The sequence below is a fragment of the Pseudomonas plecoglossicida NBRC 103162 = DSM 15088 genome, from assembly GCF_000730665.1.
Classification (GTDB): domain Bacteria; phylum Pseudomonadota; class Gammaproteobacteria; order Pseudomonadales; family Pseudomonadaceae; genus Aquipseudomonas; species Aquipseudomonas plecoglossicida.
In genome coordinates, this window is the sequence record NZ_BBIV01000002.1 from 87,288 (window position 1) to 112,627 (window position 25,340).

22 protein-coding genes and 1 pseudogene are annotated in these 25,340 nt (G+C 58.4%); 15 read left to right on the forward strand and 8 right to left on the reverse strand.

Annotation, left to right across the window (positions count from 1 at the left end; genetic code table 11):
• Positions 1-59 precede the first annotated feature (59 nt).
• The gene (gene ilvA, locus PPL01S_RS00530) at positions 60-1,574 is read left to right on the forward strand and encodes a threonine ammonia-lyase, biosynthetic (RefSeq protein WP_016392472.1); all 1,515 of its coding nucleotides are present in this window, start codon (positions 60-62) and stop codon (positions 1,572-1,574) included.
• Positions 1,575-1,613: 39 nt separating this feature from the next.
• Positions 1,614-2,039 carry a DUF2269 domain-containing protein gene (locus PPL01S_RS00535; protein ID WP_028625043.1) on the forward strand — a complete coding sequence of 142 codons (426 nt, stop codon included), beginning with the start codon at positions 1,614-1,616 and terminating at the stop codon, positions 2,037-2,039.
• Positions 2,040-2,146: 107 nt separating this feature from the next.
• Here PPL01S_RS00535 and PPL01S_RS00540 read toward each other — a convergent pair whose 3' ends face one another.
• Positions 2,147-2,803 (reverse strand): histidinol-phosphatase, encoded by a 657-nt coding sequence (locus tag PPL01S_RS00540; RefSeq protein ID WP_016392474.1) that lies wholly within the window; start codon positions 2,801-2,803, stop codon positions 2,147-2,149.
• Between the two features lie 138 nt (positions 2,804-2,941).
• Here PPL01S_RS00540 and PPL01S_RS00545 point away from each other — a divergent pair, with 138 nt between their 5' ends.
• Positions 2,942-3,421 (forward strand): RNA pyrophosphohydrolase, encoded by a 480-nt coding sequence (locus PPL01S_RS00545; protein ID WP_003249017.1) that lies wholly within the window; start codon positions 2,942-2,944, stop codon positions 3,419-3,421.
• Between the two features lie 22 nt (positions 3,422-3,443).
• Positions 3,444-5,723 (forward strand): phosphoenolpyruvate--protein phosphotransferase, encoded by a 2,280-nt coding sequence (gene ptsP, locus PPL01S_RS00550; RefSeq protein WP_016392475.1) that lies wholly within the window; start codon positions 3,444-3,446, stop codon positions 5,721-5,723.
• Between the two features lie 31 nt (positions 5,724-5,754).
• Here the strand turns inward: ptsP and PPL01S_RS00555 are convergent, their stop codons facing one another.
• Positions 5,755-6,501: an NRDE family protein gene (locus tag PPL01S_RS00555; RefSeq protein ID WP_016392476.1), complete on the reverse strand. Its 747-nt coding sequence runs from the start codon at positions 6,499-6,501 to the stop codon at positions 5,755-5,757.
• A 130-nt stretch (positions 6,502-6,631) separates the two neighbouring features.
• Between PPL01S_RS00555 and PPL01S_RS00560 the strand changes: the two genes are divergently transcribed.
• The 8 genes and pseudogenes from PPL01S_RS00560 (at position 6,632) to PPL01S_RS00595 (ending at position 16,075) form a co-directional block, all read left to right on the forward strand.
• Positions 6,632-7,414, forward strand: a complete 783-nt coding sequence (locus tag PPL01S_RS00560) for a sulfite exporter TauE/SafE family protein (protein WP_028625044.1) — start codon at positions 6,632-6,634, stop codon at positions 7,412-7,414.
• Positions 7,415-7,430: 16 nt separating this feature from the next.
• On the forward strand, positions 7,431-8,240 hold the full coding sequence (gene lgt, locus PPL01S_RS00565) for a prolipoprotein diacylglyceryl transferase (RefSeq protein ID WP_016392478.1): 810 nt from the start codon (positions 7,431-7,433) through the stop codon (positions 8,238-8,240).
• Positions 8,241-8,288: 48 nt separating this feature from the next.
• Positions 8,289-8,957 (forward strand): annotated as a pseudogene (locus PPL01S_RS00570) (thymidylate synthase); the annotation flags it as partial.
• Positions 8,958-9,179: 222 nt separating this feature from the next.
• Entirely contained in the window at positions 9,180-10,331 is a 1,152-nt protein-coding gene (locus PPL01S_RS00575) for a tyrosine-type recombinase/integrase (RefSeq protein WP_248694059.1), read from the forward strand.
• Complete coding sequence (locus PPL01S_RS00580) at positions 10,328-12,676, forward strand: site-specific integrase (RefSeq protein WP_028625046.1); 2,349 nt, start codon at positions 10,328-10,330, stop codon at positions 12,674-12,676. Before PPL01S_RS00575 ends, PPL01S_RS00580 begins: the two co-directional genes overlap by 4 nt.
• Positions 12,673-14,742, forward strand: a complete 2,070-nt coding sequence (locus PPL01S_RS00585; protein WP_028625047.1) for a tyrosine-type recombinase/integrase — start codon at positions 12,673-12,675, stop codon at positions 14,740-14,742. Before PPL01S_RS00580 ends, PPL01S_RS00585 begins: the two co-directional genes overlap by 4 nt.
• On the forward strand, positions 14,739-15,245 hold the full coding sequence (locus tag PPL01S_RS00590; RefSeq protein WP_016391081.1) for a hypothetical protein: 507 nt from the start codon (positions 14,739-14,741) through the stop codon (positions 15,243-15,245). Before PPL01S_RS00585 ends, PPL01S_RS00590 begins: the two co-directional genes overlap by 4 nt.
• Positions 15,242-16,075, forward strand: a complete 834-nt coding sequence (locus PPL01S_RS00595) for a thymidylate synthase (RefSeq protein ID WP_028625048.1) — start codon at positions 15,242-15,244, stop codon at positions 16,073-16,075. The genes PPL01S_RS00590 and PPL01S_RS00595 overlap by 4 nt, the downstream gene beginning before the upstream one ends.
• A 791-nt stretch (positions 16,076-16,866) precedes the next feature.
• Here the strand turns inward: PPL01S_RS00595 and PPL01S_RS00600 are convergent.
• From PPL01S_RS00600 to PPL01S_RS00610, 3 genes are all read right to left on the reverse strand, one after another.
• Entirely contained in the window at positions 16,867-18,303 is a 1,437-nt protein-coding gene (locus tag PPL01S_RS00600) for a coniferyl aldehyde dehydrogenase (RefSeq protein ID WP_028625049.1), read from the reverse strand.
• Positions 18,300-19,556 carry an NADH:flavin oxidoreductase/NADH oxidase family protein gene (locus PPL01S_RS00605; protein ID WP_028625050.1) on the reverse strand — a complete coding sequence of 419 codons (1,257 nt, stop codon included), beginning with the start codon at positions 19,554-19,556 and terminating at the stop codon, positions 18,300-18,302. The genes PPL01S_RS00600 and PPL01S_RS00605 overlap by 4 nt, the downstream gene beginning before the upstream one ends.
• 73 nt (positions 19,557-19,629) lie before the next feature.
• Positions 19,630-20,709, reverse strand: coding sequence for a saccharopine dehydrogenase family protein (locus PPL01S_RS00610; protein WP_033743094.1), 1,080 nt, complete (start codon positions 20,707-20,709; stop codon positions 19,630-19,632).
• Between the two features lie 195 nt (positions 20,710-20,904).
• Between PPL01S_RS00610 and PPL01S_RS00615 the strand changes: the two genes are divergently transcribed.
• Positions 20,905-21,708: a type 1 glutamine amidotransferase domain-containing protein gene (locus PPL01S_RS00615; protein WP_028625052.1), complete on the forward strand. Its 804-nt coding sequence runs from the start codon at positions 20,905-20,907 to the stop codon at positions 21,706-21,708.
• Between the two features lie 115 nt (positions 21,709-21,823).
• Positions 21,824-22,750, forward strand: coding sequence for a hypothetical protein (locus PPL01S_RS00620; protein WP_028625053.1), 927 nt, complete (start codon positions 21,824-21,826; stop codon positions 22,748-22,750).
• Between the two features lie 30 nt (positions 22,751-22,780).
• On the opposite strand, the gene PPL01S_RS00625 is transcribed toward PPL01S_RS00620, so the two are convergent.
• Entirely contained in the window at positions 22,781-23,245 is a 465-nt protein-coding gene (locus tag PPL01S_RS00625; RefSeq protein ID WP_028625054.1) for a MerR family transcriptional regulator, read from the reverse strand.
• A 237-nt stretch (positions 23,246-23,482) separates the two neighbouring features.
• Here PPL01S_RS00625 and PPL01S_RS00630 point away from each other — a divergent pair, with 237 nt between their 5' ends.
• The gene (locus tag PPL01S_RS00630; protein WP_028625055.1) at positions 23,483-24,313 is read left to right on the forward strand and encodes an alpha/beta fold hydrolase; all 831 of its coding nucleotides are present in this window, start codon (positions 23,483-23,485) and stop codon (positions 24,311-24,313) included.
• Between the two features lie 288 nt (positions 24,314-24,601).
• Here PPL01S_RS00630 and PPL01S_RS00635 read toward each other — a convergent pair whose 3' ends face one another.
• Complete coding sequence (locus tag PPL01S_RS00635; protein ID WP_028625056.1) at positions 24,602-25,126, reverse strand: alkyl sulfatase C-terminal domain-containing protein; 525 nt, start codon at positions 25,124-25,126, stop codon at positions 24,602-24,604.
• Positions 25,116-25,325: an antitoxin Xre/MbcA/ParS toxin-binding domain-containing protein gene (locus tag PPL01S_RS00640; RefSeq protein WP_345940127.1), complete on the reverse strand. Its 210-nt coding sequence runs from the start codon at positions 25,323-25,325 to the stop codon at positions 25,116-25,118. Before PPL01S_RS00640 ends, PPL01S_RS00635 begins: the two co-directional genes overlap by 11 nt.
• Between the last annotated feature and the right edge of the window lie 15 nt (positions 25,326-25,340).

Here is a 25,340-nt window from a genome sequence, read left to right on the forward strand (position 1 = left end):
CCGACGTAGCGCTGGGGTAGACTCGCAGGCCTTGTCCCGCGGCCAGTGATGCTTTCCCGATGCTCGAACAGTACGTCAAGAAGATCCTCACCTCGCGCGTCTACGACGTCGCCGTCGAAACCCCGTTGCACAGTGCCGGGCAACTGAGCAAGCGCCTCGGCAACCAGGTCCTGCTCAAGCGCGAGGACTTGCAGCCGGTGTTCTCGTTCAAGATTCGCGGGGCGTACAACAAGCTGGCGCAACTGAGCCCTGAAGAACTCGCCCGCGGTGTGGTCACCGCATCGGCGGGCAACCACGCCCAGGGTGTGGCGCTGGCGGCCCGGGAGCTGGGTATCAAGGCCACCATCGTGATGCCCAAGACCACCCCGGAGATCAAGGTCGAAGGCGTGCGTTCGCGTGGCGGCAAGGTCGTGCTGCATGGCGACTCGTTCCCTGAAGCGCTGGCCTATTCGCTGAAGCTGGTGGATGAGAAGGGCTTCGTCTACATCCACCCCTATGACGACCCGCACACCATCGCCGGCCAGGGCACCGTGGCCATGGAGATCCTGCGTCAACACCCCGGCCAGCTGGACGCGATCTTCGTGCCGGTCGGTGGCGGTGGCCTGATCGCCGGTATCGCCGCCTACGTGAAGTACCTGCGCCCGGAAATCAAGGTGATCGGCGTCGAGCCGGACGATTCCAATTGCCTGCAGGCGGCCATGGCCGCGGGCGAGCGCGTGGTGCTGCCGCAGGTCGGGCTGTTCGCCGATGGCGTGGCGGTGGCGCAGATCGGCCAGCACACCTTCGATATCTGCCGCCTGCATGTGGATGAGGTGCTCACGGTGAGTACCGATGAAATCTGTGCGGCAATCAAGGATATCTACGACGATACCCGCTCGATCACCGAACCTGCTGGCGCCTTGGGCGTTGCCGGGATCAAGAAGTATGTCGAGCTCAAGGGCGTGACCGGGCAGACCCTGGTGGCCATCGACTCGGGCGCCAACGTCAACTTCGACCGCCTGCGCCATGTCGCCGAGCGGGCCGAGCTGGGCGAGAAGCGCGAAGCCATCATCGCCGTGACCATTCCGGAACGTCCGGGCAGCTTCAAGGCCTTCTGCGAGGCCATCGGCAAGCGCCAGATCACCGAATTCAACTACCGCAAGCACACCTCCGACGAGGCGCATATCTTCGTCGGCGTGCAGACCCACCCGGAGAACGACCCGCGGGTCGCGCTGGTGCAGCAGTTGATCGAGCAGGGCTTCCCGGTGACCGACCTGACCGACAACGAGTTGGCCAAGCTGCATATTCGCCACATGGTCGGTGGGCACTCGGCCGGCGCCAGTGACGAAATCGTGCTGCGCTTCGAGTTTCCCGAGCGGCCGGGCGCGTTGTTCAATTTCCTCACCAAGCTGGGTGGGCGCTGGAACATTTCGATGTTCCACTACCGCAACCATGGCGCAGCGGACGGGCGAGTGGTCGCCGGGCTGCAAGTGCCCGAAGACGAGCGCCACCTGGTACCGGCGGCGCTGGCGAAGATCGGTTACCCCTACTGGGATGAAACCGACAACGCGGCTTACCGGCTGTTCCTGGGTTGAGCGGCTAAGCTTGCCTTACCTCTCAAGGATGCGAAGCACATGGAACACCTGACAACCCTCAAGGCGCTGCACATCATTGCCACTGCCTTGCTGCTGCTGGGCGCACTGGGTCTGGCGATCTGGACGGTGCGCGCTCGTCGCCAGGGTGACGCCGAGGCCTATGGCAAGCTGCTGCGCCGGCCGCTGGTGTTCGTCTGGCTGCTGATGGGCGTGTGCCTGGTGAGCATGCCGTTCACCGGCTGGTGGCTGGTGCACCTGGTCGGCTGGCCGCTGGGGCAGACCTGGGTGCTGGCTTCCAGCGTCATCTATACGCTTGGCGCGTTTGCCGCGTGGTGGTTGCTGGTGCGCTTGAATCGGCTGCGCAAGGCCGAGGTGGTGGGGTTGCGGTTTACCCTGGCCTTGGCGGTGTTCAGCGGGGTGTGCTTCCTGTCCATTGCCGGGTTGATGGGCGCCAAGCCGGTCTAGGGTCTGCGTTGCAGCCCAATCGCCGGCAAGCCGGCTCCCACAAAGATCTCACCGAACCCTGTGGGAGCCGGCTTGCCGGCGATGGGCCGCAAAGCGGCCCCAGCAATTCAATCCCGCAACGAAATCACTGGCCACCCCCGCCGCTCAGCCTCCGCCCGCAGGTTCGGGTCCGGATCCACCGCCACCGCATGGCTCACCCGCTCCAGCAGCGGCAGGTCATTCATCGAATCGCTATAGAAATAGCTGTCTTCCAGGTCGAACCCGTTCTCCAGCATCCATCGCTCAAGCCTCGTCACCTTGCCTTCACGGAAGCACGGTATATCGGTACTACGTCCGGTGTAGCGGCCGTCGCGCGTCTCGCATTCGGTGGCCAGCAGCACCCGCACACCCAGCCGGCGTGCGATGGGCGCGGTCACGAAGCGATTGGTCGCCGTGATGATCACCAGCTGGTCGCCCGCCTCGCGGTGCTGCTGCAGCAAGGCCAGTGCCTTGGGCAGGATGATCGGCTCGATGCAGTCACGCATGAACTCGCTGCGCCACTGGTCGAGTTGCGCAGGCTCGGTGGCCGCGAGGATTTCCATGGAAAAGGCCAGGTAGGCCTGCAGGTCCAAGGTGCCGTTCAGGTAGTCCTGGTAGAAGGCATCGTTGCGTTGCTTGTAGGTGACCGGGTCGAGGATGCCCCGTTCGCACAGGTAGTCACCCCAGGCATGGTCGCTGTCGCCACCGAGGAGGGTATTGTCCAGGTCGAATAAAGCCAGGCGCATCGTGGTCACTCGTCAGTCCAGGGTAGGCCCGCAGAATACGGAGTTTTCACCTCGCTGCACATAAGCTTGGCGGGCGCGTTGCTGCGCTCGCAGGCTTTGTGGAACAATGCGGTGACATGCGTTTGCGAGGTTGCTGCCGTGATCGACCCGGATGGTTTTCGCCCCAATGTCGGGATCATTCTCACGAATGATGCCGGGCAGGTGCTATGGGCTCGGCGGATCAACCAGGATGCCTGGCAATTCCCGCAGGGTGGTATCAACCCTGACGAGACGCCGGAAGATGCCCTGTACCGCGAGCTGAACGAAGAAGTTGGCCTTGAACGCGACGATGTGGAAATTCTTGCCTGCACCCGCGGCTGGTTGCGTTATCGTTTACCCCAGCGTCTGGTCCGTACCCACAGCCAACCGCTGTGCATCGGCCAGAAGCAGAAGTGGTTCCTGCTGCGCCTGGTAAGCAATGAGCAACGGGTGCGGATGGACCTGACCGGCAAACCGGAATTCGACGGCTGGCGTTGGGTCAGCTATTGGTATCCGCTGGGCCAGGTAGTGACATTCAAGCGCGAGGTCTACCGCCGCGCCCTGAAAGAGCTAGCACCGCGTCTGCTGACGCGCGACTGACGACGGAGTTCGACCCCGAGCCATGCTCAATACGCTGCGCAAGATCGTCCAGGAAGTGAACTCCGCCAAAGATCTCAAGACGGCGTTGGGGATCATTGTCTTGCGCGTCAAGGAGGCCATGGGCAGTCAGGTCTGCTCGGTCTACCTGCTCGATCCGGAAACCAACCGGTTCGTGCTGATGGCCACCGAAGGCCTGAACAAGCGTTCCATCGGCAAGGTCAGCATGGCCCCCAACGAGGGCCTGGTCGGCCTGGTCGGTACCCGGGAAGAGCCGCTGAACCTGGAAAACGCCGCCGATCACCCGCGTTACCGCTACTTCGCCGAAACCGGTGAAGAGAAATTCGCCTCGTTCCTCGGCGCGCCGATCATCCACCACCGTCGGGTGGTGGGCGTACTGGTCATCCAGCAGAAGGAGCGCCGCCAGTTCGACGAGGGCGAAGAGGCGTTCCTGGTCACCATGAGCGCCCAGCTCGCCGGGGTTATCGCCCACGCCGAGGCCACCGGCTCCATTCGCGGCCTGGGCCGTCAGGGCAAGGGCATCCAGGAGGCGCGCTTCGTTGGCGTGCCAGGCTCGCCAGGCGCCGCCGTCGGGCGGGCGGTGGTCATGCTGCCGCCGGCCGACCTGGAAGTGGTACCGGACAAGACCGTCGATGACATCGACGCCGAACTCAAGTTGTTCAACAACGCCCTCGAAGGCGTGCGCGAAGACATGCGCAAGCTGTCGGCAAAGCTGGCTACCCAGCTGCGCCCTGAAGAGCGCGCGTTGTTCGATGTGTACCTGATGATGCTCGAAGACGCCGCCCTCGGTGGCGAAGTGACGCAAGTCATCAAGACCGGGCAATGGGCGCAGGGCGCCCTGCGCCAGGTGGTGGGCGAGCACGTCAACCGCTTCGAACTGATGGACGACGACTACCTGCGCGAGCGCGCCTCGGACGTCAAGGACCTGGGCCGACGCCTGCTGGCCTACCTGCAGGAAGCCCGTTCGCAATCGCTGGTGTATGCCGACAACACCATCCTCGTCAGTGAAGAGCTGACCCCGGCGATGCTCGGCGAGGTGCCGGAAGGCAAGCTGGTGGGCCTGGTCTCGGTGCTGGGTTCGGGTAACTCGCACGTGGCCATCCTGGCCCGGGCCATGGGCATTCCCACGGTGATGGGCCTGGTCGACCTGCCGTATTCCAAGGTCGACGGCATCGAGATGATCGTCGACGGCTACAAGGGTGAGGTATTCACCAACCCCAGCGACGTGCTGCGCAAGCAGTACAGCGAGGTGGTCGAGGAAGAGCGCCAGCTGGCCCAGGGCCTCGACGCCCTGCGCGAATTGCCGTGCGTCACCCCGGACGGCCATCGCATGCCGCTGTGGGTCAACACCGGCCTGCTCGCCGATGTGGCCCGGGCTCAGCAGCGCGGCGCCGAAGGTGTGGGCCTGTACCGCACCGAAGTGCCTTTCATGATCCAGCAGCGCTTCCCCAGCGAGAAGGAGCAGCTGGCGATCTACCGCGAGCAGTTGCAGTCGTTCCATCCGCTGCCGGTGACCATGCGCACCCTCGACATCGGTGGTGACAAGGCGCTGTCGTACTTCCCGATCAAGGAAGAAAACCCGTTCCTGGGCTGGCGCGGCATCCGCGTGACCCTCGATCACCCGGAAATCTTCCTGGTCCAGACCCGCGCCATGCTCAAGGCCAGCGAGGGCCTGAACAACCTGCGCATCCTGCTGCCGATGATCTCGGGCATCCACGAACTGGAAGAAGCCCTGCACCTGATCCACCGCGCCTGGGGCGAGGTGCGCGACGAGGGCACCGACGTGCCGATGCCACCGGTGGGGGTGATGGTGGAGATTCCGGCGGCGGTGTACCAGACCAAGGAGCTGGCGCGGCAAGTGGACTTCCTGTCGGTGGGTTCCAACGACCTGACCCAGTACCTGCTGGCGGTCGACCGCAACAACCCGCGGGTCGCCGACCTCTACGACTACCTGCATCCGGCAGTGCTGCAGGCCTTGAATACCGTGGTGCGCGACGCCCATGGCGAAGGCAAGCCGGTGAGTATCTGCGGCGAGATGGCCGGTGATCCGGCGGCGGCGATCCTGTTGATGGCCATGGGCTTCGACAGCCTGTCGATGAACGCCACCAACCTGCCGAAGGTGAAGTGGATGCTGCGCCAGATGAACATGAGCAAGGCCAAGGAGCTGCTGGCCGAGGCCATGAGCCATGACAACCCGCAGGTTATCCACAGCTCGTTGCAGCTGGCGCTGAAGAACCTCGGACTGGCGCGGATGATCGCGCCAGGGGCCAACAAGACGCTCTGAAGACTCTGGGGCCGCAAAGCGGCCCCAACAGTTACACAATTATCTCAACTTCCCCCAAATGCCCCCCAAACGGCCCGAAGCTGCGTTCAATGAGCCGCCTTCTGCCCTGATCATCCACAATCAGCACCGTACTCGCCCGCGTCCCATAGTTCTGGCTGGCAATGAACACGCTCGACAGCAGTTTCTCCGTCACCACTCCAACCCCCGTCTCCGGCAGTTCGCTGTCCGCTGCCGGTTCGGCGTCGGCAAGCAACGCCAGCAACCGCTGTGGATCAGCCGCATCCAGCAACCCCTCGAGCCCATTGCGGGCCTTGATCAGCTTCGGCCACGGCGTATCCAGCCCGGCGTTGGAAAGCCCGTAGACCCCGGCCTCCAGCAGCCGTGGCGCGGCGTCCCGTGCATGCAGGTAGCCCAGCTGCTCTCTGTCACCCACCAGCAAGTTGAACCCGGAATACTGGCCACTGCGGCTCGCGACCTGGTCCAGATACGCCTCCAGCCCCAGTTCACCCTGCAGATACCCAGCCACGAGCTCGCCGCGGCTGCGCGGCCCGAGCGGCTGGCCAGGTTCGCGGATATTGGTCAGCGCCGCGAAGCGCCCCTGCGGCCCCACGCCAAGCCAGGTGCCCCCTGCTTCAAGGTCACGCCCGGCATGCACGCCAGGCGCATCCTGCCACGCGGCCAGGGCCTGCGTAGGGCGGGCATAGAACTCGTCGCGGTTGGCCGCGACGATCAGCGGCAGGGCATGCCCCGGCCGCCAGGCGAATACGATCAGACACATCAGGTTGGGCCTCTGTGTTTTTCGTCACTCTACTCACTGCGGCGGTGGGGATCCATCCTGTCACGAAGTTCACTAGAGCCGCGTACCCGCCTTCCGTTACCATGCCGGATTGATTTCTCGGGGACGACGAATGGAGTTCGCACTCTATCTGCTATTGGGCGCCTGTGCCGGGGTGCTGGCCGGGCTGTTCGGCGTGGGCGGCGGCATCATCATCGTGCCGGTGCTGGTGTTCAGCTTCACCTTGCAGGGCTTCGATACGTCGATCCTGACCCACCTGGCAGTCGGCACCTCGCTGGCGACCATCGTCTTCACCTCGATCAACGCCGTGCTCGAGCACCATCGCAAGCGCGCGGTGCAGTGGCCGATCTTCGCCTGGATGACCGTCGGCATCCTGCTCGGCGCCGGTATCGGCGCCAAGACCGCTTCGCTGATCCAGGGCCCGCAACTGCAGAAGATCATCGGGGTGTTCGCCCTGATCGTCGCCGCGCAAATGGCCCTGGACCTCAAGCCCAAGGCCGGCCGCGGCATTCCCGGCAAGCCCGCGCTGGTCGGCGCAGGCGGGGTGATCGGCTGGGCCTCGGCGATCTTTGGTATCGGTGGCGGTTCGCTGACCGTGCCCTTCCTGACCTGGCGCAGCCTGCCGATGCAGCAGGCCGTGGCGACCTCGTCGGCCTGCGGGCTGCCGATCGCCGTGGCCAGTGCCCTGAGCTTCATGTGGCTGGGTTGGGACGAAACGCACCTGCCCGCGCACAGCCTGGGCTATGTCTACCTGCCGGCGCTGGTCGGCATTGCCGTGACCAGCATGTTTTTCGCTCGCTTCGGCGCACGCCTGGCGCACACGTTGTCGCCGCGCCTGCTCAAGCGCCTGTTCGCCGCGCTGCTGTTCTGCGTCGGGCTGAGCTTCCTGATTTGAACCAAGAGGAATATCCATGCTGCCTTACCCGCAGATAGACCCCGTGGCCGTGGCCATCGGACCGCTGAAAATCCACTGGTACGGCCTGATGTACCTGATCGGCATTGGCGGCGCCTGGCTGCTCGCCTCGCGCCGGTTGAACCGTTTTGACCCCACCTGGTCGCGCGAGAAGCTCTCCGACCTGGTGTTCTGGTTGTCGATGGGGGTGATCGTCGGTGGCCGCCTGGGCTACGTGCTGTTCTACGACCTGCACGCCTACCTGGCCAACCCGGCGCTGATCTTCGAAGTGTGGAAAGGCGGCATGTCGTTCCACGGTGGCTTCATCGGCGTGATGCTGGCAGCGTTGTGGTTCGGCAAGCGCAACAACAAGTCGTTCTTCGAGCTGATGGACTTCGTCGCGCCGCTGGTGCCGATCGGCCTGGGTGCCGGGCGCATCGGCAACTTCATCAATGCCGAACTGTGGGGCAAGGCCACCGATGTGCCGTGGGCGATGGTCTTCCCGCCGTTCAGCGACCCGGCCCAGTTGCCGCGTCATCCGTCGCAGCTGTACCAGTTCGCCCTGGAAGGTGTGGCATTATTCGTGATTCTCTGGTTGTACTCGCGCAAGCCGCGCCCGACCATGGCCGTTTCCGGCATGTTCGCGCTGTTCTACGGTATTTTCCGCTTCATCGTGGAGTTCGTGCGGGTGCCCGATGCCCAACTCGGCTACATCGCCTTCGGTTGGCTGACCATGGGTCAGTTGCTCTGCGTGCCGATGATCGTCGGCGGCATCTTCCTGATCTGGTTGGCCTACAACCGTAAACCCACGGCAAAACCCGCCGTATGATTTTCACGGCAGGGGCGATCCTCCTGCCGTTCTCGTTACAGGTAAGCCATGAAACAGTATCTAGATCTGGTCCGCGACGTCATCGAAAACGGCACGCTGCAAGGCAATCGCACCGGCATCCGCACCATCAGCCTGCCCGGCGCCATGCTGCGTTTCGACCTGCAGAAAGGCTTCCCGGCCATCACCACGCGCAAGCTGGCGTTCAAGTCGGCCATCGGCGAGATGGTCGGTTTCCTGCGGGGCGTGAAGAACGCCGGTGAATTCCGCGAACTGGGCTGCAAGGTCTGGGACCAGAACGCCAACGAGAACGCCCAGTGGCTGGCCAACCCGTTCCGCCAAGGGCATGACGACCTGGGTGAGATCTACGGCGTGCAGTGGCGCCAATGGCCGGGCTACAAGCGCATCCCGCTGAGCAACCCGGCGGCCATCGAGATGGCTGAAAAGGCGGGCTTTCGCAAGATCGCCCAGGACCAGGAAGACGGCCAGGCGTTCGTCATCCTGTACAAGGCCATCGACCAGGTGCGCCAGTGCCTGGACACCATCGCCAACGACCCGGGCAGCCGGCGTATCCTGTTCCATGGCTGGAACTGCGCGCAGCTGGACGAAATGGCCTTGCCGCCATGCCACCTGCTGTACCAGTTCCATCCCAATGTCGAGACCCGGGAAATTTCCCTGACCCTCTACATCCGCTCCAACGACCTGGGCCTTTTATACCCCCGCGAAGAATCCGCACATTACGCAATGGCAGCCTAGTAAGGCTTTACCTTCCAAGCTCGTTTATTGTGCCCCGATACGAATTGCACATTGTGTATAGTACGGGCCGCTTTGAGGAGAGAGGAAGCAGTGAAGGTTATCGCAGTTAGGGGCACCCCCCTAGATCTCAGAGAGTCCCCAACCAGGCGGGACGACCCATCGGAAGAACCCCAATTCCAGGAAGCCGTGAACGTCACAGGGGCAGCCGTCTTTGATGACGATGAGCGCTTAATGCCTTTGATGTCGGGCTACCTATCCCACGCGCTCCAGACCGCCCAGATTTCCCAACTGACGGCCATCACCTATGGTCGCAACCTTGGCTATACCTGCGAGTATCTGATGAGCCGGCGTGAGTTTCGTGATTGCGAGCGTGACTCAGCGTTTTTGGAAATCCGTACCCACGTCATCGAGGAGTACTTCGCCCACCTGCGCGAGGCAGAGGAGCTTTCCAAGAAGACGGTGCGCAACCGGGATTCGTCCTTGATGGCGTTTTTCAATGATTCCCTGTGCCGGGGAGTGGACGACGCACCCGCGCCTCGTACCGCGCCTAACCCGTACACTGCCGGCTACCTGTCCCCTCGTCCCAACAAGAGCTTGGTGGTGGCCTGTTCCCTGAATGATCTCAGAGAGCTCATCCTTGCCACGCAGAGTGAACGAGAGCGCTGCTTGCTGCAGTTCATGTACGACGCAGGCCTGCGCCGCTCAGAAGTCCCGCGAGTGACCCTCAAGGCTATCGATGATGCCCTTCGATTCCAGGACACATTGTTCATCTCTCCAGGCGTGTCTGAGCCGGTCAATGCCGACTACTGCCCTTTGCATGTTGACGGCAGCAAAGGTTCTGCGGACTCCACCAAGCCCCGTCAGACGCTGGTTAGTCGCGCCACTTTGCAGCGTGTGAAGAAGTATCACGCATCCCCGCTGTACAAGATGTACAAGCGTCAATTCAAAGGAGCTGAGAACACCCCTGCCTTCTTGAATGCAGAGGGTCGTGAATACACCCGACGCTCGATTTCCAAACTCTTGGAGCGGACGTCCGCGCGTGCTCTGAATCTTCTGAAAATTGGAAGGAAGATCTCCCCGCATAAGTTGAGGCACGGAAACGCCTATGCCCTGTTGAGAACGCCGGACATCGGTACCGATTACCTTGATCGACTGGTGACTGTGCAGAAGACCTTGGGTCACTCGCATCTCAACACGTCGGAAGCCTATACCCAGATCCCCTACGACCTCTACCAGAAGCTCGTACGCTCCGGAACTGAGACCAAGACGAAAGCAGGCGAAATGGCTGAGCTTTCCCAGCAGACGCGCCTGAAAATTGATGCGGGAGATATGAAATGAGTCGGCTGACTAGCGCTCAGGTAGATGCTGTCATTGAATCGTTTGTGGCCCGCGTCACTGATGATCGGGAATCGCTGCTCAGGGTCTGTCTCAGCGGGGGGGAGGACTTGGCGGTCGCCCCTCGCTACGTCATTGAGCAGACCAATCTCAGCCCAATGGCGATCTCTAAGCGCACTTCATTCTTTGAGCCGATCTTCAATGCGATGCGCGACGAAGGCATCATTGTCCCTGGCCACTCGTCGAGCGCTTGCGATTGGCGCCGTAGGCTGCTTGCTTGGTATGAAGGCATGCCTATGGAGGAGAGGTTGGCCATACCGGTGTTTGGCAATAGCATCAAGGATCGTGGCTTCTTGAGCGAGATTCCTGAATTAGCAGACCTCAGAGGGGCGAGGACGAGACATGAACTCGTAAGGATCACATTTGGGGAGATCCTTGATGACCTTCGGAAGCTCGGCGTTCTCGATTCCAGCTACCAAACCGTTGAAAAACGACTTGCCTCGAAGAAAGAGAGCAAACCCTCCGAATCTGTGCGAGACGCCTTCACGGCTTTGCGCTCAGTACACGTCCATCACCTGTCCGACCTCGTAAGCCCGGAGCCGGAGCGCCCTTTCCAGCACGTGCTGCACCTCTTCAGTGCTTCATCAATGAAGAGCAGCAGTGCGTCAGGTCAGTCGAATTTTATCGAGGCTTTCAAAAACTACCGAGCCTATCTCAAGGATGCCAACTACACAGGCTTAGAGGACATTCGGGAGCTCGTAACCCCGTATTCCCTTCCCAAGTTCAGGGGATATCTCCAGAACAGGATCGTTGAGCGTTCGCTGTCGACCAGCCACTGCAGTACGATGATGAGCTCGGCTCGGAAGATGATGGCCCGTGCAGTCCAGATTGAGGGCCTGCGGCTCACTAGCTTCGCCGCAGCTGCAGGGTTCGATGTTAAACGTGAAACTGATCAGTACAAGCCTTATCCCCAGGCTGTGCGAAACCGTATTTCGCAGGTCATTGAGCAAGAGATTGAGGAAACCAATCGCTTGGCTCAGCCTTACGTTCTAAGCCACGTAGGCGAAGACCCGCTGAGCGCTGATGGAAAAGTACGCCGAGGCTTTAATACGCTCGATAACGCTCGTTGGATTTTTGAGAACAAACTCAACTGCAAGCCATTGAGTTTCAAGTCCGTAGATCGAAATGACCCATACCAACGGGCGTTTATGTCGATTATTTCGAATTCGTCAAGTTCCATTTTCGCAATCTATAAAAGCTGGGGCGTGCAATATCAGGTTGATGGTCGTGTCGTTGCGCCGTACATCGCTCGACTTGCGCAAGTCACTGGGATGAACGCTGACTCTTTGCTGGGACTGGAGCTGGATGATTTCGTCGAGCGTCATGATTTAACTGATCGCCCTTGCTTGCTGTATTGGAAGGAGCGTTCTGAGGGCGCTAAGATGCTTCATCTCGATATTTTCCATGCGGAGATCTCTTGGCTGACCACCTCTCAAGGCCGTGCGGTCAAGCAGATCTTTGACGATGTGAAGCTTCTGACCCGTGATATTCGCCGAAATGCACCTGTCGAAGCTCAGAGCAAGCTATTCATCTATCGATCAAGTGCTTGCAGAATGTATGGCGTGGTGAACTCTTTTGAGAGTTCTGGCGACACCATGCTGCACGATACTCTGCAGAAGTTCTCTCAGGATCATGGACTGCTTGACGAAGACGGCAATCCTCTCAAGCTCTCACCGTCACGTTTCCGTCCCAGCTTCGTGAGCGAGCTGATTGAGCGCGGCGTCTCTCCACGCGAGATTCAGGTGCTTTTAGGCCATAAGAGCCTCAGCACCACTATGGCCTATCTGGATCAGATGGACTTCAATCCCATGGCGCGCCGGATGCTGCATAAGGTTCTCCATGAAATGCAGCAAGACACGTTGGAGGAGGCTCCGAAACTCATCCCTACCAAGACTATCGAGTCCGCACCAGAAGCGATGCCGCTGCGGTCTGGCTTGGCGACCTGCATGAACGTCTTTGACCCACCGGCTTTCATTAAAGCGTTGGCAAGCTACGACCCTAGCAAGCCCTGCACGCTGTTCAACAAGTGTCTTTCTTGCAGCAACAGCATCATCACTGTATCGCACCTGCCGGAGCTTTTTGCTATGCGGCGCGACTACCAGCGGATGATTGAGGTCAACCGGGTGCTCGAAACGCCCTACGGAGCCGTCATCCTGGATAACCTAGATGTGCTGAACAACATCCTCGACCCGGAAATATCGGACTTTTCCGTGGAAGAGCTGACCAAGGCTGAGCGCCTCTCTGGAAACCTGCAGGTCAGTATTTTGACCGAGGGGGTAACGCTATGAACGGCGCTCTGATCCCTGAACTCGTTGCATACAAAAAGTGGCGTACAGCTGCTCACATCCTGCTGCTTGAGTTGCATAAGAACATCGCCGATCCGACTCCTGTTTCGCTGGAAGCGCTCTCTTGGTACCAGGCGCTGATGGCGTTGCCGGTCAGTAAGACATCTGTCCTTGGTGACCCCGTATGGGACTTCAATGACGATCATCCGAATGCCGCTAGGAATGTCCAAGGCGCTAAGCTACGGCTCAATTTTGAATCGTATCCATTGCTCAACCAGTCGGCGGTCTTGGAGGTCAAGGTAGTCCTGTTTTGCTGGCTGAAGATGCCGGCGGCAACGCGCTCGTTTGCCTCTCCAAGGAACATCAAGGCCAACACCGCCATTTCATGTATGAAGGCCGGCTTGAGCTTCCTGGATACGATGTCAGGGCAGGCGCGTAAGCTCATTACGGATGAGTTCTTCGAGGTTGGACACCATGGTCTGACGTACTTCGACGCGGGCATGTATCGCGAGGCAGCTCTCATTCATCCCTACGCTTTTGGCCATGATCTCAAGAAGTTCTTTACCTTGGTGAGGTCGCCATTTTTCGAAGAGCAGATTTTCGAGGAACCACTGCCCTACGTTGAGCTGGAGTCACTGGCCTGGGCCAAGGTACGCAAGCACGTCCCTGATTCCGAGCGTACGTACCGGATTCTGCCGAATGACGTGTTTGAGAAGGGGTCTCGCGAAGCATCGTTTGCAGTCGTCGATTTCCTGAGCGCCGCAGGGGAGCCGGTTGATGATCTCGTAGCCCTGACTCGCCAAAACGCCAGCGGTTATTCGTTGGCAAGGGCCCAAGAGCTGTCGCGGTACAACTTCGATCTCTACGTGGCTCTGCGGCTTCGCAAGAAGGGCTACGAGTCCGACGCGATGGCTGAGGCGTTAGGTGAGGTTCGACCTGAGTATCTGTCTCAGATCGGTCAGCATGATTTCAAGGCAAAGGAAACTTTGATCAAGCTCACCAGTGCGAAATTGGACAATGAGTTTCGTCGGTATATCAATTTCGTCTCGTACAGCTCTTGCTATCTCGTGGCGCAATACACCGGCATGCGGCCCTCAGAGCTCTCCGAGATCCTGGTTGAGTCGTGCATGGAGCAGGAAAGTGATTACTGGTTGCTGATCAGCAACGTGATCAAACACCGCCAAGGCTTGGCCAAGCTGTTCGACGACAAATGGATCGCGATTCCGATCGTGCGTGACGCTATCCGCGCGGCTTGCCTCATCGCTAAGGTGAAACAGAACCCGTACCTGTTCTCTAATGTGGATACCGTCGCTCAGGGAGCCGAACCGAACTCTATGCCCTCGCTTGGTATCACTCACCAATTCAGAGCTTTCTTCGAGGAGATTCTGACTGACGAGGAGTTCGAGACCCTGGAGTTCTCGCCGTACACGTTGCGGCACACCCTGGCTTATCAGATGGCCAGGGCTGAGCTTGGGCTTCCATTCATCTCTCATCAGCTGAAGCATTTTGGTGACCTCGTCGGTGGGGCTGGCCAGAACAAGGCGTTCAGTGCGGTGACGCTTGGGTACGGAGCGATCGCTGAGATCTTGTCCAAGGGTGGGCGCTCCCCAGGTAAAACGCCGACGCAAATGGCAGAGGAGGAATACATCCAGAGCTATTGCGATCCTGACGGAAACTACGCCGGCCCCAATGCGGAGAGCCACAAGGCGCGAATGAAGAAGGTGTTCAGCGGGTACATGGCTGCGGGCTACACCAAGGAGCAAATCATCGCCCAGATGGCCAAGAAGCGCATGGCGATCATCAACGTGGGGCAAGGCTTCTGCTACGGCAGTCAGCGCGAGTCATTTGATGAGTCGCTTCCCTGCATCGGATCGCTGCGTTGCAACCCGAATCGCTGTCAGAACGCCGTGGTCACAAAGGTTCATGCTCCTAAATGGCGGGAGATTTATGTGCAGAACAGCTTGGCATTGAGCTCTCCAAACTCTGCAGGCGTTGAGGGGGAGTTGAGAGCGGCGATGGAGGAAGCGAAGGGCGTTTTGGAGCATCTGGGAGAAGAGGTTGAGGTATGACAGGCCAGGCGTTTGATGCCAAAAACCAGCTCGACTACGACAAAAACACTGAGCTGCTCGCACAAGGCATTCTGAAGATCGCCGCTGACTCGAAGTTGAAGCCAACGATCGCTGAGCTCAGCCGAATCACCGGCATTCATCGCAACACCATTCGTCAACGCGATTTCCCGGCGGAGCGCCTTGAGGCGATTAAGGAGAACCGCCGCGTCGCAGTGCTTGCTCAAAGGGTGAAGGCGGAGAAGAAACAGGATCCTAAGACGATTCTGATGCAACGCCTTGAAAAGAGCCGGCTGGAAGTGCTTTATTGGTTCAATAAGTATCAGGAATCTGAGAGCTCATGCGCCACGTCCGACAAGCGGCTAGCCAACGTCCGCGAGTCTCGGGACTACTACATTCAGCTCGCAGGTGAGCTGCGTCAGAAGATCAAAGAGCAAGATGCTGAAATTTTGAAATTGCGTGACGCGCTGGACTTGGTCAGCGCGAACCTTGAGGAACCGAAATGAAGATGTACCACGATTTGCTGGCCGACGTGCTAGAGAATGGCGTCGAGAAAGGTGATCGCACCGGCACAGGCACGCTGAGTGTATTTGGTCGCCAATTCCGCCACAACCTGGAAGATGGCTTCCCGCTCCTCACCACCAAGAAGCTGCATTTCAAGAGCATCATCAATGAGATGATTTGGTTCCTGAACGGTGACACCAACACCAAATGGCTCAAGGAGCACGGTGTCAGCATCTGGGATGAGTGGGCGACTGAAGACGGTGACCTCGGCCCGATCTACGGCAAGCAGTGGACAGCCTGGCCTACCCAGGACGGCAAAACCATCAATCAGATCGACTACGTCGTTCATACGCTCAAGACGAACCCTAACAGTCGTCGCATTCTCTTCCATGGGTGGAACGTCGAGTACCTTCCCGATGAGTCGGTGAGCCCGCAAGAGAATGCCCGAAATGGAAAGATGGCATTGCCACCTTGTCATTTGCTTTATCAGTTCTATGTGGCAAACAATAAGTTGTCAGCGCACCTATATATTCGGTCTAGTGACCTGCTGCTCGGGAATCCCTACAACTTGGCTGGGGTTAGTTTCCTAATACATATGCTTGCTCAGCAATGCGATTTGGGAGTTGGCGAAGTTGTAGTTACTATGGGTGATGCGCATATTTACTTGAACCATATTGAGCAAGTAAAACTGCAGTTGACTCGCGAGCCACGCCCTTTGCCTAAGTTGGTGCTCAAGCGTAAGCCGGACAGCATCTACGATTACAAATTTGAGGACTTTGAGATCGTAGGGTACGACCCGCATCCTCATATTCCTGCTCCTGTATCGATCTAACCTGTAGAGGGAGCGAGTCCACAGGTACCACCGCTTCAAACGCTTGAGACCAAGTACCGGGCTCGCTCGCTGTCCTCGAACGCCTCCTTCTCCGGCGTAAGCTATAGCACCCCCCATTAGGATTTCCACGGGATGGATCTCGTGTTGCGGGGGGGGGGGGAAGCTCGCGGCCTGGATATGCAGCGCTGAGCCGTCAGGCGTTCCCTGTATCGAATACACGAAATAGCTTGGCAGAAGATTCCAGTAGTTGAATTTTGTAGCGATTGGCTAGGCGGACACTTGTAAAAGCAACATCGATGCCCGTGTCACCTCAGCACCGCTCCGAAGAAAAAAGACCGAGGACGGACACGACCACATGCCCGTGCTCAGTCTGAGTGTATCAATAACGAGCTTCCTATCCTGGGTAGGTGAACGTCCCGGCTATCCCTTCTCGGCTATAAACCTTCTCTCCGGCCACATAGGTGGCCTTGATAGCGCGATCATCCCCAAGAATCATGAGCACAAACAACTGCTCAACGATGTCCTTGCAGAACTCACTTCTGATGGCTAGCCGCCGTTCGCGATTGACTGCTAACGACCCATAGCGGCCCTTCGTGCAGGGCAGCAATCGGCCAGAAGCGGCCCTTCGTGACAGGCAAAAATCAGCCAAAAGTGCGCTTTATCTGATCACGAATGAAGCACACTGGCGTGTTGTTGCCCACGATGCCCCAGATGCCTCGTCGCGGAGCTTGTCTGCCAACGGACTGAAACAGCTTGGCGCTGGTGTACTTCCTCTACCGCTCGACTCGGAGTTATGGCCGCGCCCGAAGCGTGATTGCTATGGCGAATTTAGCCAGTTTGCCGAAAGGTGCTCTGAGCAGGCTAGGTAGGCTCCAGCGACCCTGGACGAATACTCCCTTGGCATGGCTCATGGAGCGAAACCCCTCGATACCGTGGTAGGCCCCCATACCGCTCGGCCCTACGCCGCCGAATGGTAGATCATCCACAGCAACGTGCAGCAGAGTGTTGTTGATGCCGACATTCCCGGATGTGGTGCGCTTGAGCACAGCCTCGCTGTCGGCATCCATATTGCCGAAATAGTAAAGCGCTAGTGGACGCGGCCTGGCGTTGATGTAGTCAATTACTTCGTCGAGAGAGCGGTAGGTGCGAACCGGTAGCAGTGGGCCGAAGATTTCTTCCTGCATGACCAATGCATCGTCTTCGGCTCCCACGATCAACACCGGAGCCAATGTCCGCGGTCGCTCTGTCGCACGCTCTGGGGTCACTCCTACCTCGATCACGTCTGCTCCCTTTGCGCGCGCGTCTTTGATGAGCATATGCAACCGCATGTAATGCCTGTCGCTGATGATCGAGGTGTAATCGCGACTGGCTGGGCCTTGCGGATAAGTACGGGCAACAGCGTCGCGGTATTGGGTGATGAACTCGCCCAGGTCGTCTTCATGAACCAGGGCGTAGTCCGGTGCAACGCAGGTCTGACCAGCATTGGATAATTTGCCGAAGACGATGCTTTCCAATGCGCTACGCCCTGTATGGCCTGGCGCCAAGACCACGGGGCTCTTGCCGCCCAGTTCAAGGGTCAGCGGTACCAGATTGTCACTGGCGGCGCGCATTACCATTCGACCTACCTGAGTGCTGCCGGTGAACAGCAGGTGATCGAACGGAAGGCTGCTGAAATAGGCGCCTGTCTCAGGGCCGCCGAGTACCACTGCTACCTCATCGGTAGAAAAGCAGCTCGCCAGCATGCGCTGAATCAATTCGCTGGTGCGTGGCGTAAGCTCGGAGGGTTTGATCATCACCCGGTTGCCAGCCGCGAGCGCAGTTGCCAATGGGATGAAGGTTAGGGAGAACGGGTAGTTCCAAGGCGCCATGACTCCAATCACACCTTTAGGCTGGTACTCCACATAGGCGCGGCCGGCGCGATGAAACGCCGCGACATGACGACGTTCGGGCTTCATGAAACGGCGCAGGTGTCGTAACAAGTAGTCAATGGACTGAACCACGCCAAGCAGTTCCATGATGTCGGTCTCATGCTTGGAGCGATTGCCGAAATCAGTATTGATCGCATCCTCTACTTCACGCCTGCGAGCGAGAACCACCGCGCGCAATTTGACCAGGTTGGCCCTGCGTCGTTTGAGGCCGGGTGGCCCGTCGTTAAGAAATGCCCTTCTTTGTTGGTCGAGCGTATTGGCGATGTCGATAACTGGGGAGTCTTCTACAGCGACGGTCATCTTGCGTCTCCCAGGCCGTTGTAATGCGCAGACGCTTCAATCCATTTCCGATACTGGCGAGTGCGAAAGGCCATGATGAGCTGTTGCAGGATCAGCGCGCGCAACGGTGAAACGCTCGGATCGGGCTTTTGAGCCCGGCTGAGTTTGCGCAATTGAAACTTCACTACTGCCATGTTCGCCAAGGATGCGATGGCTTTGTTTTTCCAGGTGATCGGCGGCAATTGAGGGGCATTCTCTTTGCCCTGCAACCAATCACGAGGCAAGTGCGGATCGATGGCTAACGCCGTTCCGATGCCCACCATATCCACACCACTCTGCACGACGCTTTCGGCCACCGGGCGGCGACGTATACCGCCGGTGACCATCACCGGCATTTGGGCGACGGTTTGGAGATCACGGGCGAACTCAAGGAAATAAGCTTCGCGAGCGAGGGTGCGACCATCGCGCGCGTCACCCTGCATGGCGGGTACTTCGTAGCTGCCTCCCGACAACTCCACCATGTCCACGCCCAGGTCGTTGAGCAACTCAACTACCTTTTTCGCGTCATCGGCGGTGAATCCTCCGCGCTGGAAATCGGCGGAGTTGAGTTTGACCGCCACTGCAAAATCCGCAGAAACCACAGCCCTGACGGCCTTGACGATTTCGAGCAACAGGCGTGCCCGGTTTTCTAGAGAGCCACCCCACTCGTCCGTCCTTTGGTTGGTCAACGGCGAAAGGAACTGGCTCAACAAATAGCCATGGGCAGCGTGGATTTCCACGCCGGTGAATCCGGCTTGTTCGCCCAGACGTGCGGTGTTCGCAAAGCGCTGAATGACTTCTTCGATCACGCCAGCGGTCATCGCGTGAGGCGTGGCAAAACGCTTGGACATTTTACCCAGTTCCAGCGGCACGGCTGACGGTGCCCAGGTTTTTTGCCCAAGATTGGACTGCATCTGCCGACCTGGGTGATTGATCTGCAACCAGAACTGCGCACCGCTAGATCGCCCAATACGCGCCCAGCGCTTGAACTTGTCCAGTTGCTGATCGTCCTGCAACACCACGCCACCCGGCCCGGTCATGGCGCGGCCGTCGACCATCACGTTGCCGGTGATAATCAGGCCTGCACCACCGTCGGCCCATGCTTGATAGAGACGCATGAGTTCTTCGGAGGGTGCCTGGTCAGCATCCGCCATGTTCTCTTCCATGGCGGCTTTGGCGATTCGGTTCTTGATGGTCGAACCGTTGGGAAGCATCAGGGTGTCGAACACATTCATCGAGCAGTCCTCAACTGGAGATGAGGCCACCTTAAGCTTGAAGTAAACTTTAAGGTCAATACCTCTTTCAAGGTCAGTCGATGTTCAACGCGCCAGACCCTGGCAAGCGCGTCACCATATGGGCGCCCAACAACCGAGCGGGTGTGTAGGCGCCGCCAGCTGGGCGCATCTGTAGCAGGTAGTCGACCACAGACAAGGCTGCGTCGACCGTCAGACTGTAGACGTTTGCGGTGTGCACGCGTGCGACTTTGCATTCGCCGCGAGCGTTTCTAGCCTCACCCCATACATAGGTGCCTTGATCGGCACGCTTTTCCTGATCCGGGCCGACTACTGTCTTGCCGATGCGCGCCTTCAGCAGGCTCTGCACGAAGGACAAACCCAACAGTGGACGAATGAAATTGGCGAATCTGGCGCCGCGAATCATCCCCGCAGAGCCTGGAATAAACACTTCGATATTGGCAATACCAGTGGTATGCCAAGCTGTGGAAACGTCGCCCCAAGGAATGGTCATGGCCAATTTCTCTCCGGCGCCAAAGTCGATACGCCGTACCCGATACGCCAGCGGTACTGAGACGATTTTGCCGTCACGACGAACCTTGCCGCCCTGCGCCATGCCTTCAATCGAAGTTTTGGCAGTACCGGGTGAAAAGCTCGAGCGCGAATCAAAACCCAGCGCCAGATGCGTTGCATCCGGCAGTGCGTTTTTCAATGCAGCGGCGACACAGTCAGTCGGCACCACATCAAAGCCGACGCCGGGGCAAATGACCACACCCGCCGCGCGCGCCCGTTCACTCAAGGACTGGGCGTGCTCAAATACGGCAATTTCGCCGGTGATGTCCAGGTAGTGCGCATTGGCGCGCAAGCAGGCTTCCATCATAGGGGTGGCGGTAGCTGAAAACGGCCCTGCGCAATTCAGAACCAAGCCATGGCCTTTGATCTGAGCCAGCAACCGCACTTCATCGTCCAGTCCGAACACTCGGGTTTCAACGCCCAGCTCCCGACCCAGGGCTTCGACCTTGTCACGGTTGCGTCCCGCCAGCACAGGTTTAAGTCCACGCTTTACAGCATCACGAGCGATCAACTCGCCGGTGTAGCCATTGGCGCCATAGATCATCCATTTGAACTGCGTATCCAGGTTGTCTTGCTGACCCATGCATGGCTCCTGACTGTATTGATGACGTACGTTATTGCCTTGCCCAATCAGTGTCAGACGCTAGCGTTAAAGTCAGGTTGAGGGTCAAGCGGAAGTGAGCAACTACCGGCGGAAATTATTTGCAGTAGTGGGGATTGACCTTAAAGCTAGGTTTAAGGTGAGCATGCGCTGACCTGCTTGATTGATGGAACCCGGATGATGCTCAAGACCTTTGTTTCTTATGCTTTGGTATTGATAGGTAGCGCTTTCATGACATTTGCAAATGCTGACACCGCCCCTTCCACAATGACTGCCAAGAATCGCCAAATTCTGGTGATTCTGACCAATCACGCCAGCTATCCATCGCGAACCGATACCACGGGGTTGTGGCTGACTGAGCTAACGCATTTCACCGATGTAGTGGAGGCGGCTGGCTACAGCACAGTTTTTGCCAGTCCCAAAGGCGGAGCGGTGCCACTGGACGAGCGCAGCCTAGGTTGGCTGTACATGGACAAGGCCGCCCGAGAGCATTTGCAGTCCCCGGCCTTTCGCGCTCGCCTGCAAAGCACGCTGCCGATCGCCGATATCGATCCGTCCCAGTTCGGCGTCATCTACTTCACCGGGGGCCATGGAGTGATGTGGGACTTCCCCAATAATCCCGACCTGCGGCGTGTCGCCGAAACCATCTACAACAAAGGTGGCATCGTCTCGGCCGTCTGCCATGGCGTAGCGGGTCTGTTGGATCTGAAGGATGAACAAGGCCAGTTGATCATCAAGGGCAAGAACATCACCGGCTTCTCTGATCGCGAAGAGCTGTTCTCCGGCATGAAAAGCCAGGTTCCCTTCTTCCTTGAGGATAAGTTGGTGAGCCAGGGTGCGCGATACCGCAAGGGCTGGCTGCCATTCACGTCATTTGCCATCACGGATGGAAGGCTTGTCACCGGCCAAAACCCTCAATCGCCCAAAGCCGTAGCTGAAGCCGTGATGGCGTTGCTCTCTGGCGAAAACGTAACTCGCTGAACCCTGAAGTAGTTCCCACCTCGCGGAGAAAGACCGATTGAAACTCGCAAGCGCCGTATTAACAGGATTGCTGTTCAGCTCAATTGCCAACTCTGTGTTGGCGGGGACGCCTGAAATGCTCAGCCCGACTGAAACCAACACAATCGATATCGCAGGCCACACAGTGCCGGTCGTCAAGGGCGGCCTGTACGACCGTTATCGCTCGAACCCGCCCTTGTCAGTGATTGCAGCAGAACTGCCGGATGTTGATTTGAGCTGGTTCAAAGGACTGGAAAAGCACAAGGTCGACATTGGCTTCGAGTCATACTCCCCGAACTTTTACTACCAGAACAGTCGCGTTACGGCGGTCTATACAGCCGATCTGGACGCACTGCGGGCCCTGATGCCTCCGGAAGTAATGGCCACCGTGCAACCCTTACAAGTCTGGCCGGGCCGGGGTTTGATCGCATTCACCGCGTACACCTATGAACATTGCGATAACGACGCCTATAACGAAGTGGCCGTGTCGATTATCACCAACAAGCCCGGCAAATCGAATCTGGGGCCGTTCACGCTGATTGGCCAGTCGATGTCTGGCGATTTCTGGGGCTATGTGCTCAAGCTGCCGGTCAATACAGAGCTTGCGCGGGTTCGTGGTGTCGTCGGCTATAACCTGCCGAAATGGCTGACCGGGATTGACCGCAAAGAAGGTGAGCAATCGGTAGTCTATGACATCACCGACAGCCAGACCGGCAAGGTCGATGTGTCCTTCAAAGCGAAGAAGCTCAGTGGCCTCTCGCATGATGTCGATATCGTCACCAGCAGCTTTACCAACCTCGATCATCAGGGCCGACTGACCTATGGATACGCTGTTTCCCGCCAGCTCAGCCACGGCTCCAGCCGCGATGCGGATTCGGCCACCCTCACCCTGGGTGACGGCAGCCTGTCGAATTACCTCCGTGCCCTGAAACTCGGGAAAATGATGAAGTACGAATACGTGCCTGAGTTCCAGAGTGCGCTCTACGCGCCTAAACCGCTTGCCACTCTGGTTGGCGAGCGCTGAAACCTGTTACGCCTGTCAGGCCCGGAAAGCCTAGCGGGCGTTTTTTCTCGTGGAAGACGTTACCGCACGCTTGCCGGAAGCTTGGCCACCCCCTTCTTCACGCAAACGATTTATCAGCATTTGCGCATTGTCCGCACACGCCATGCCTTCGGGCTTACCCTCGATGCCCTTGATGACGAGCAGAAGTTGCGCTTTGTTCTGGGCTAGACGTTCCTGTAGAACACCGATTTCCTCAACCTTTTGCTTGAGCCCGCTGAGTAACTCATCGTGCTGCCAGCCGCTGGCATTCATCGGCATCAATTGCCGAATTTCTTCCAATGAAAAACCCGCCGCCTGCGCTCCGGTGATGATCTCCAGAACCCACTCGGTATCAGGCGCATAGTCCCTGTAGCCATTGGACTTGCGCTCAACGGATTTGATCAAGCCGCTTGCCTCGTAAAACCGGATGCGTGACGGAGCCAATCCGCTGATTTTCGCCAGTTCGCCTATTCTCATAACCCACCCCGAAAAATCTATTGACCTTAAAGTTGACTTTAAACCTAAAGTCATCTGGCGGCCAAGCAGCACAAATGCAACGTGTTGCACAGCCGCTATGGAAGTCATGGGGCAGGCGCAACAATCCACAATCGCGCCCTCTGAACCGCCTATCGGATGGGCTGCACTTTGCTCTCTCAAGACCATGCTCCGAACGCGATTCGGTATAGGCCCTCACTTCATTCTGGAGATACGAACATGGGGTATGTCACTACGCAAGACGGTGTTGAAATATTTTACAAAGACTGGGGGCCACGCGATGCCCAGGTAGTCTTTTTCCACCACGGATGGCCGCTTAGCGCGGACGATTGGGACGCGCAAATGCTCTTTTTCCTGGCTAACGGTTTCCGGGTTGTAGCACACGACCGGCGTGGTCATGGGCGATCCAGCCAGGTCTGGGATGGACACGACATGGATCACTATGCCGATGACGTCGCGGCAGTGGTTAATCATCTCGGCGTGCAAGGCGCTGTCCATGTCGGTCATTCCACCGGCGGAGGTGAAGTCATCCATTACATCGCGCGCCACGGCGAAGACCGCGTGTCGAAAGCAGCCATCATCAGCGCTGTGCCGCCGCTGATGGTTCAGACTCCGAGCAATCCTGGCGGCCTGCCTAAATCAGTTTTCGACGACTTGCAGGCACAACTACAGGCGAATCGCGCACAGTTCTATCACGACGTTCCTGCAGGGCCTTTTTACGGCTATAACCGCCCGGGTTCAAAACCGTCCGAGGGCATCGTCTGGAACTGGTGGCGACAAGGCATGATGGGCTGTGCAAAGGCACACTATGACGGGATCGTGGCGTTTTCTCAGACCGACTTCACCGAAGATTTGAAGAGCATCAAGATTCCTGTCCTGGTGATGCATGGTGATGATGACCAGATCGTTCCTTATGAGAATGCCGGTGTTCTGTCAGCCAAACTTCTGCAAAACAGTACGCTGAAAATCTACCCGGGCTTCCCGCACGGAATGCCTACAACCAATGCCGATACGATTAACGCCGATCTGCTCGCATTCGTGAGGAGCTAATCAATTATAGGGCGGTGGGTAACCCCGCCCTATATTTTTCAACGCCACCAAATTGGCGCTTTTAAATTCAGCGAGATGCCGTCAAAACTGTGCAATATGGATAACTGCTTTTTTAGCCGAAAGCGGTGGTTGGCGAGCGTCTCCTTAGGGTCGATAGCAGCCGCTCTCGAATGACAGCTATCCATTCACAGCGGGCACTATTCGCGATTACTTCTTGGCGGAACGGCTAATACTGCTCAGTAATATAAAAAGGCCGCGCCCCTTAGCGGGGCGCGGCCCAGTGGTACCTTAAGGCGTGACGATATTGAACATGGCTGGGAAGGTGTCGAGCAGACCAAGCAGTTCGTTCACTTTGTCCGCGCCGCCATCGAGCTTGGCTTTGCCGGCTGCGATTTCTTTATCCAATGTGGCGCCTCCCATCAGCAGTCCAGCGAAGCCCAATTTATCGACAGTGAGGGTGGCATCTGCGTTATCGAAGCTCTTGTCAGCGGTGTAGATCAGTACGCCGTTGCGCAACTCGATGGCATAGTTCTGACCTTCAGGCTGTTTCCAGTTGATTCGCAAGTGCTTGCCTGCGGCTTTAGGCCCGTTGATTCGCACGCCCATGTAATCGAGCAGAAGGTCTGGGTTCATGGCAGCCACCATGTCTGGGCTGGCGGTGTTGATCCCAGGCAGGTTAGGTACTCCGTTTCGCAGCTCGTAGGCTCCCATCAGGTACTCGTTGCGCCAAGTCGGGTTTTCGGTCTGGTAGCCGAGCTGCTCGAACGCATCGGCCTGGAGGTTGCGGGCGGCTTGGTTACCCTCAGCAGCCAAATCCGTGCTTGATACGCATCAATTCCTCCCGAGCCTTCAGATAGCCCGCACGGTCGCAAACAAGCTCAAGCGCAGTTCTGTTTCCAAAGGCTGCACGCGGCTGAGACATCCACAGGGCGGCCTTATCTTTGTCGGCAAACACTCTCTCAGCCTGGTTGATAATCGGAGTCTGATAACCCATATGTCCCCCCCCTAACATGGCCTCGGGTCATCG

What these genes read in the sequence shown, in the direction of transcription:
- ilvA (WP_016392472.1), top strand. Translation starts at nt 60, where the DNA reads ATGCTCGAACAGTACGTCAAGAAGATCCTCACCTCGCGCGTCTACGAC.
- PPL01S_RS00535 (WP_028625043.1), top strand. Translation starts at nt 1,614, where the DNA reads ATGGAACACCTGACAACCCTCAAGGCGCTGCACATCATTGCCACTGCC.
- PPL01S_RS00540 (WP_016392474.1), bottom strand. Translation starts at nt 2,803, where the DNA reads ATGCGCCTGGCTTTATTCGACCTGGACAATACCCTCCTCGGTGGCGAC.
- ptsP (WP_016392475.1), top strand. Translation starts at nt 3,444, where the DNA reads ATGCTCAATACGCTGCGCAAGATCGTCCAGGAAGTGAACTCCGCCAAA.
- PPL01S_RS00555 (WP_016392476.1), bottom strand. Translation starts at nt 6,501, where the DNA reads ATGTGTCTGATCGTATTCGCCTGGCGGCCGGGGCATGCCCTGCCGCTG.
- PPL01S_RS00560 (WP_028625044.1), top strand. Translation starts at nt 6,632, where the DNA reads ATGGAGTTCGCACTCTATCTGCTATTGGGCGCCTGTGCCGGGGTGCTG.
- lgt (WP_016392478.1), top strand. Translation starts at nt 7,431, where the DNA reads ATGCTGCCTTACCCGCAGATAGACCCCGTGGCCGTGGCCATCGGACCG.
- PPL01S_RS00580 (WP_028625046.1), top strand. Translation starts at nt 10,328, where the DNA reads ATGAGTCGGCTGACTAGCGCTCAGGTAGATGCTGTCATTGAATCGTTT.
- PPL01S_RS00585 (WP_028625047.1), top strand. Translation starts at nt 12,673, where the DNA reads ATGAACGGCGCTCTGATCCCTGAACTCGTTGCATACAAAAAGTGGCGT.
- PPL01S_RS00590 (WP_016391081.1), top strand. Translation starts at nt 14,739, where the DNA reads ATGACAGGCCAGGCGTTTGATGCCAAAAACCAGCTCGACTACGACAAA.
- PPL01S_RS00595 (WP_028625048.1), top strand. Translation starts at nt 15,242, where the DNA reads ATGAAGATGTACCACGATTTGCTGGCCGACGTGCTAGAGAATGGCGTC.
- PPL01S_RS00600 (WP_028625049.1), bottom strand. Translation starts at nt 18,303, where the DNA reads ATGACCGTCGCTGTAGAAGACTCCCCAGTTATCGACATCGCCAATACG.
- PPL01S_RS00605 (WP_028625050.1), bottom strand. Translation starts at nt 19,556, where the DNA reads ATGAATGTGTTCGACACCCTGATGCTTCCCAACGGTTCGACCATCAAG.
- PPL01S_RS00610 (WP_033743094.1), bottom strand. Translation starts at nt 20,709, where the DNA reads ATGGGTCAGCAAGACAACCTGGATACGCAGTTCAAATGGATGATCTAT.
- PPL01S_RS00615 (WP_028625052.1), top strand. Translation starts at nt 20,905, where the DNA reads ATGATGCTCAAGACCTTTGTTTCTTATGCTTTGGTATTGATAGGTAGC.
- PPL01S_RS00620 (WP_028625053.1), top strand. Translation starts at nt 21,824, where the DNA reads ATGCTCAGCCCGACTGAAACCAACACAATCGATATCGCAGGCCACACA.
- PPL01S_RS00625 (WP_028625054.1), bottom strand. Translation starts at nt 23,245, where the DNA reads ATGAGAATAGGCGAACTGGCGAAAATCAGCGGATTGGCTCCGTCACGC.
- PPL01S_RS00630 (WP_028625055.1), top strand. Translation starts at nt 23,483, where the DNA reads ATGGGGTATGTCACTACGCAAGACGGTGTTGAAATATTTTACAAAGAC.
- PPL01S_RS00640 (WP_345940127.1), bottom strand. Translation starts at nt 25,325, where the DNA reads ATGTTAGGGGGGGGACATATGGGTTATCAGACTCCGATTATCAACCAG.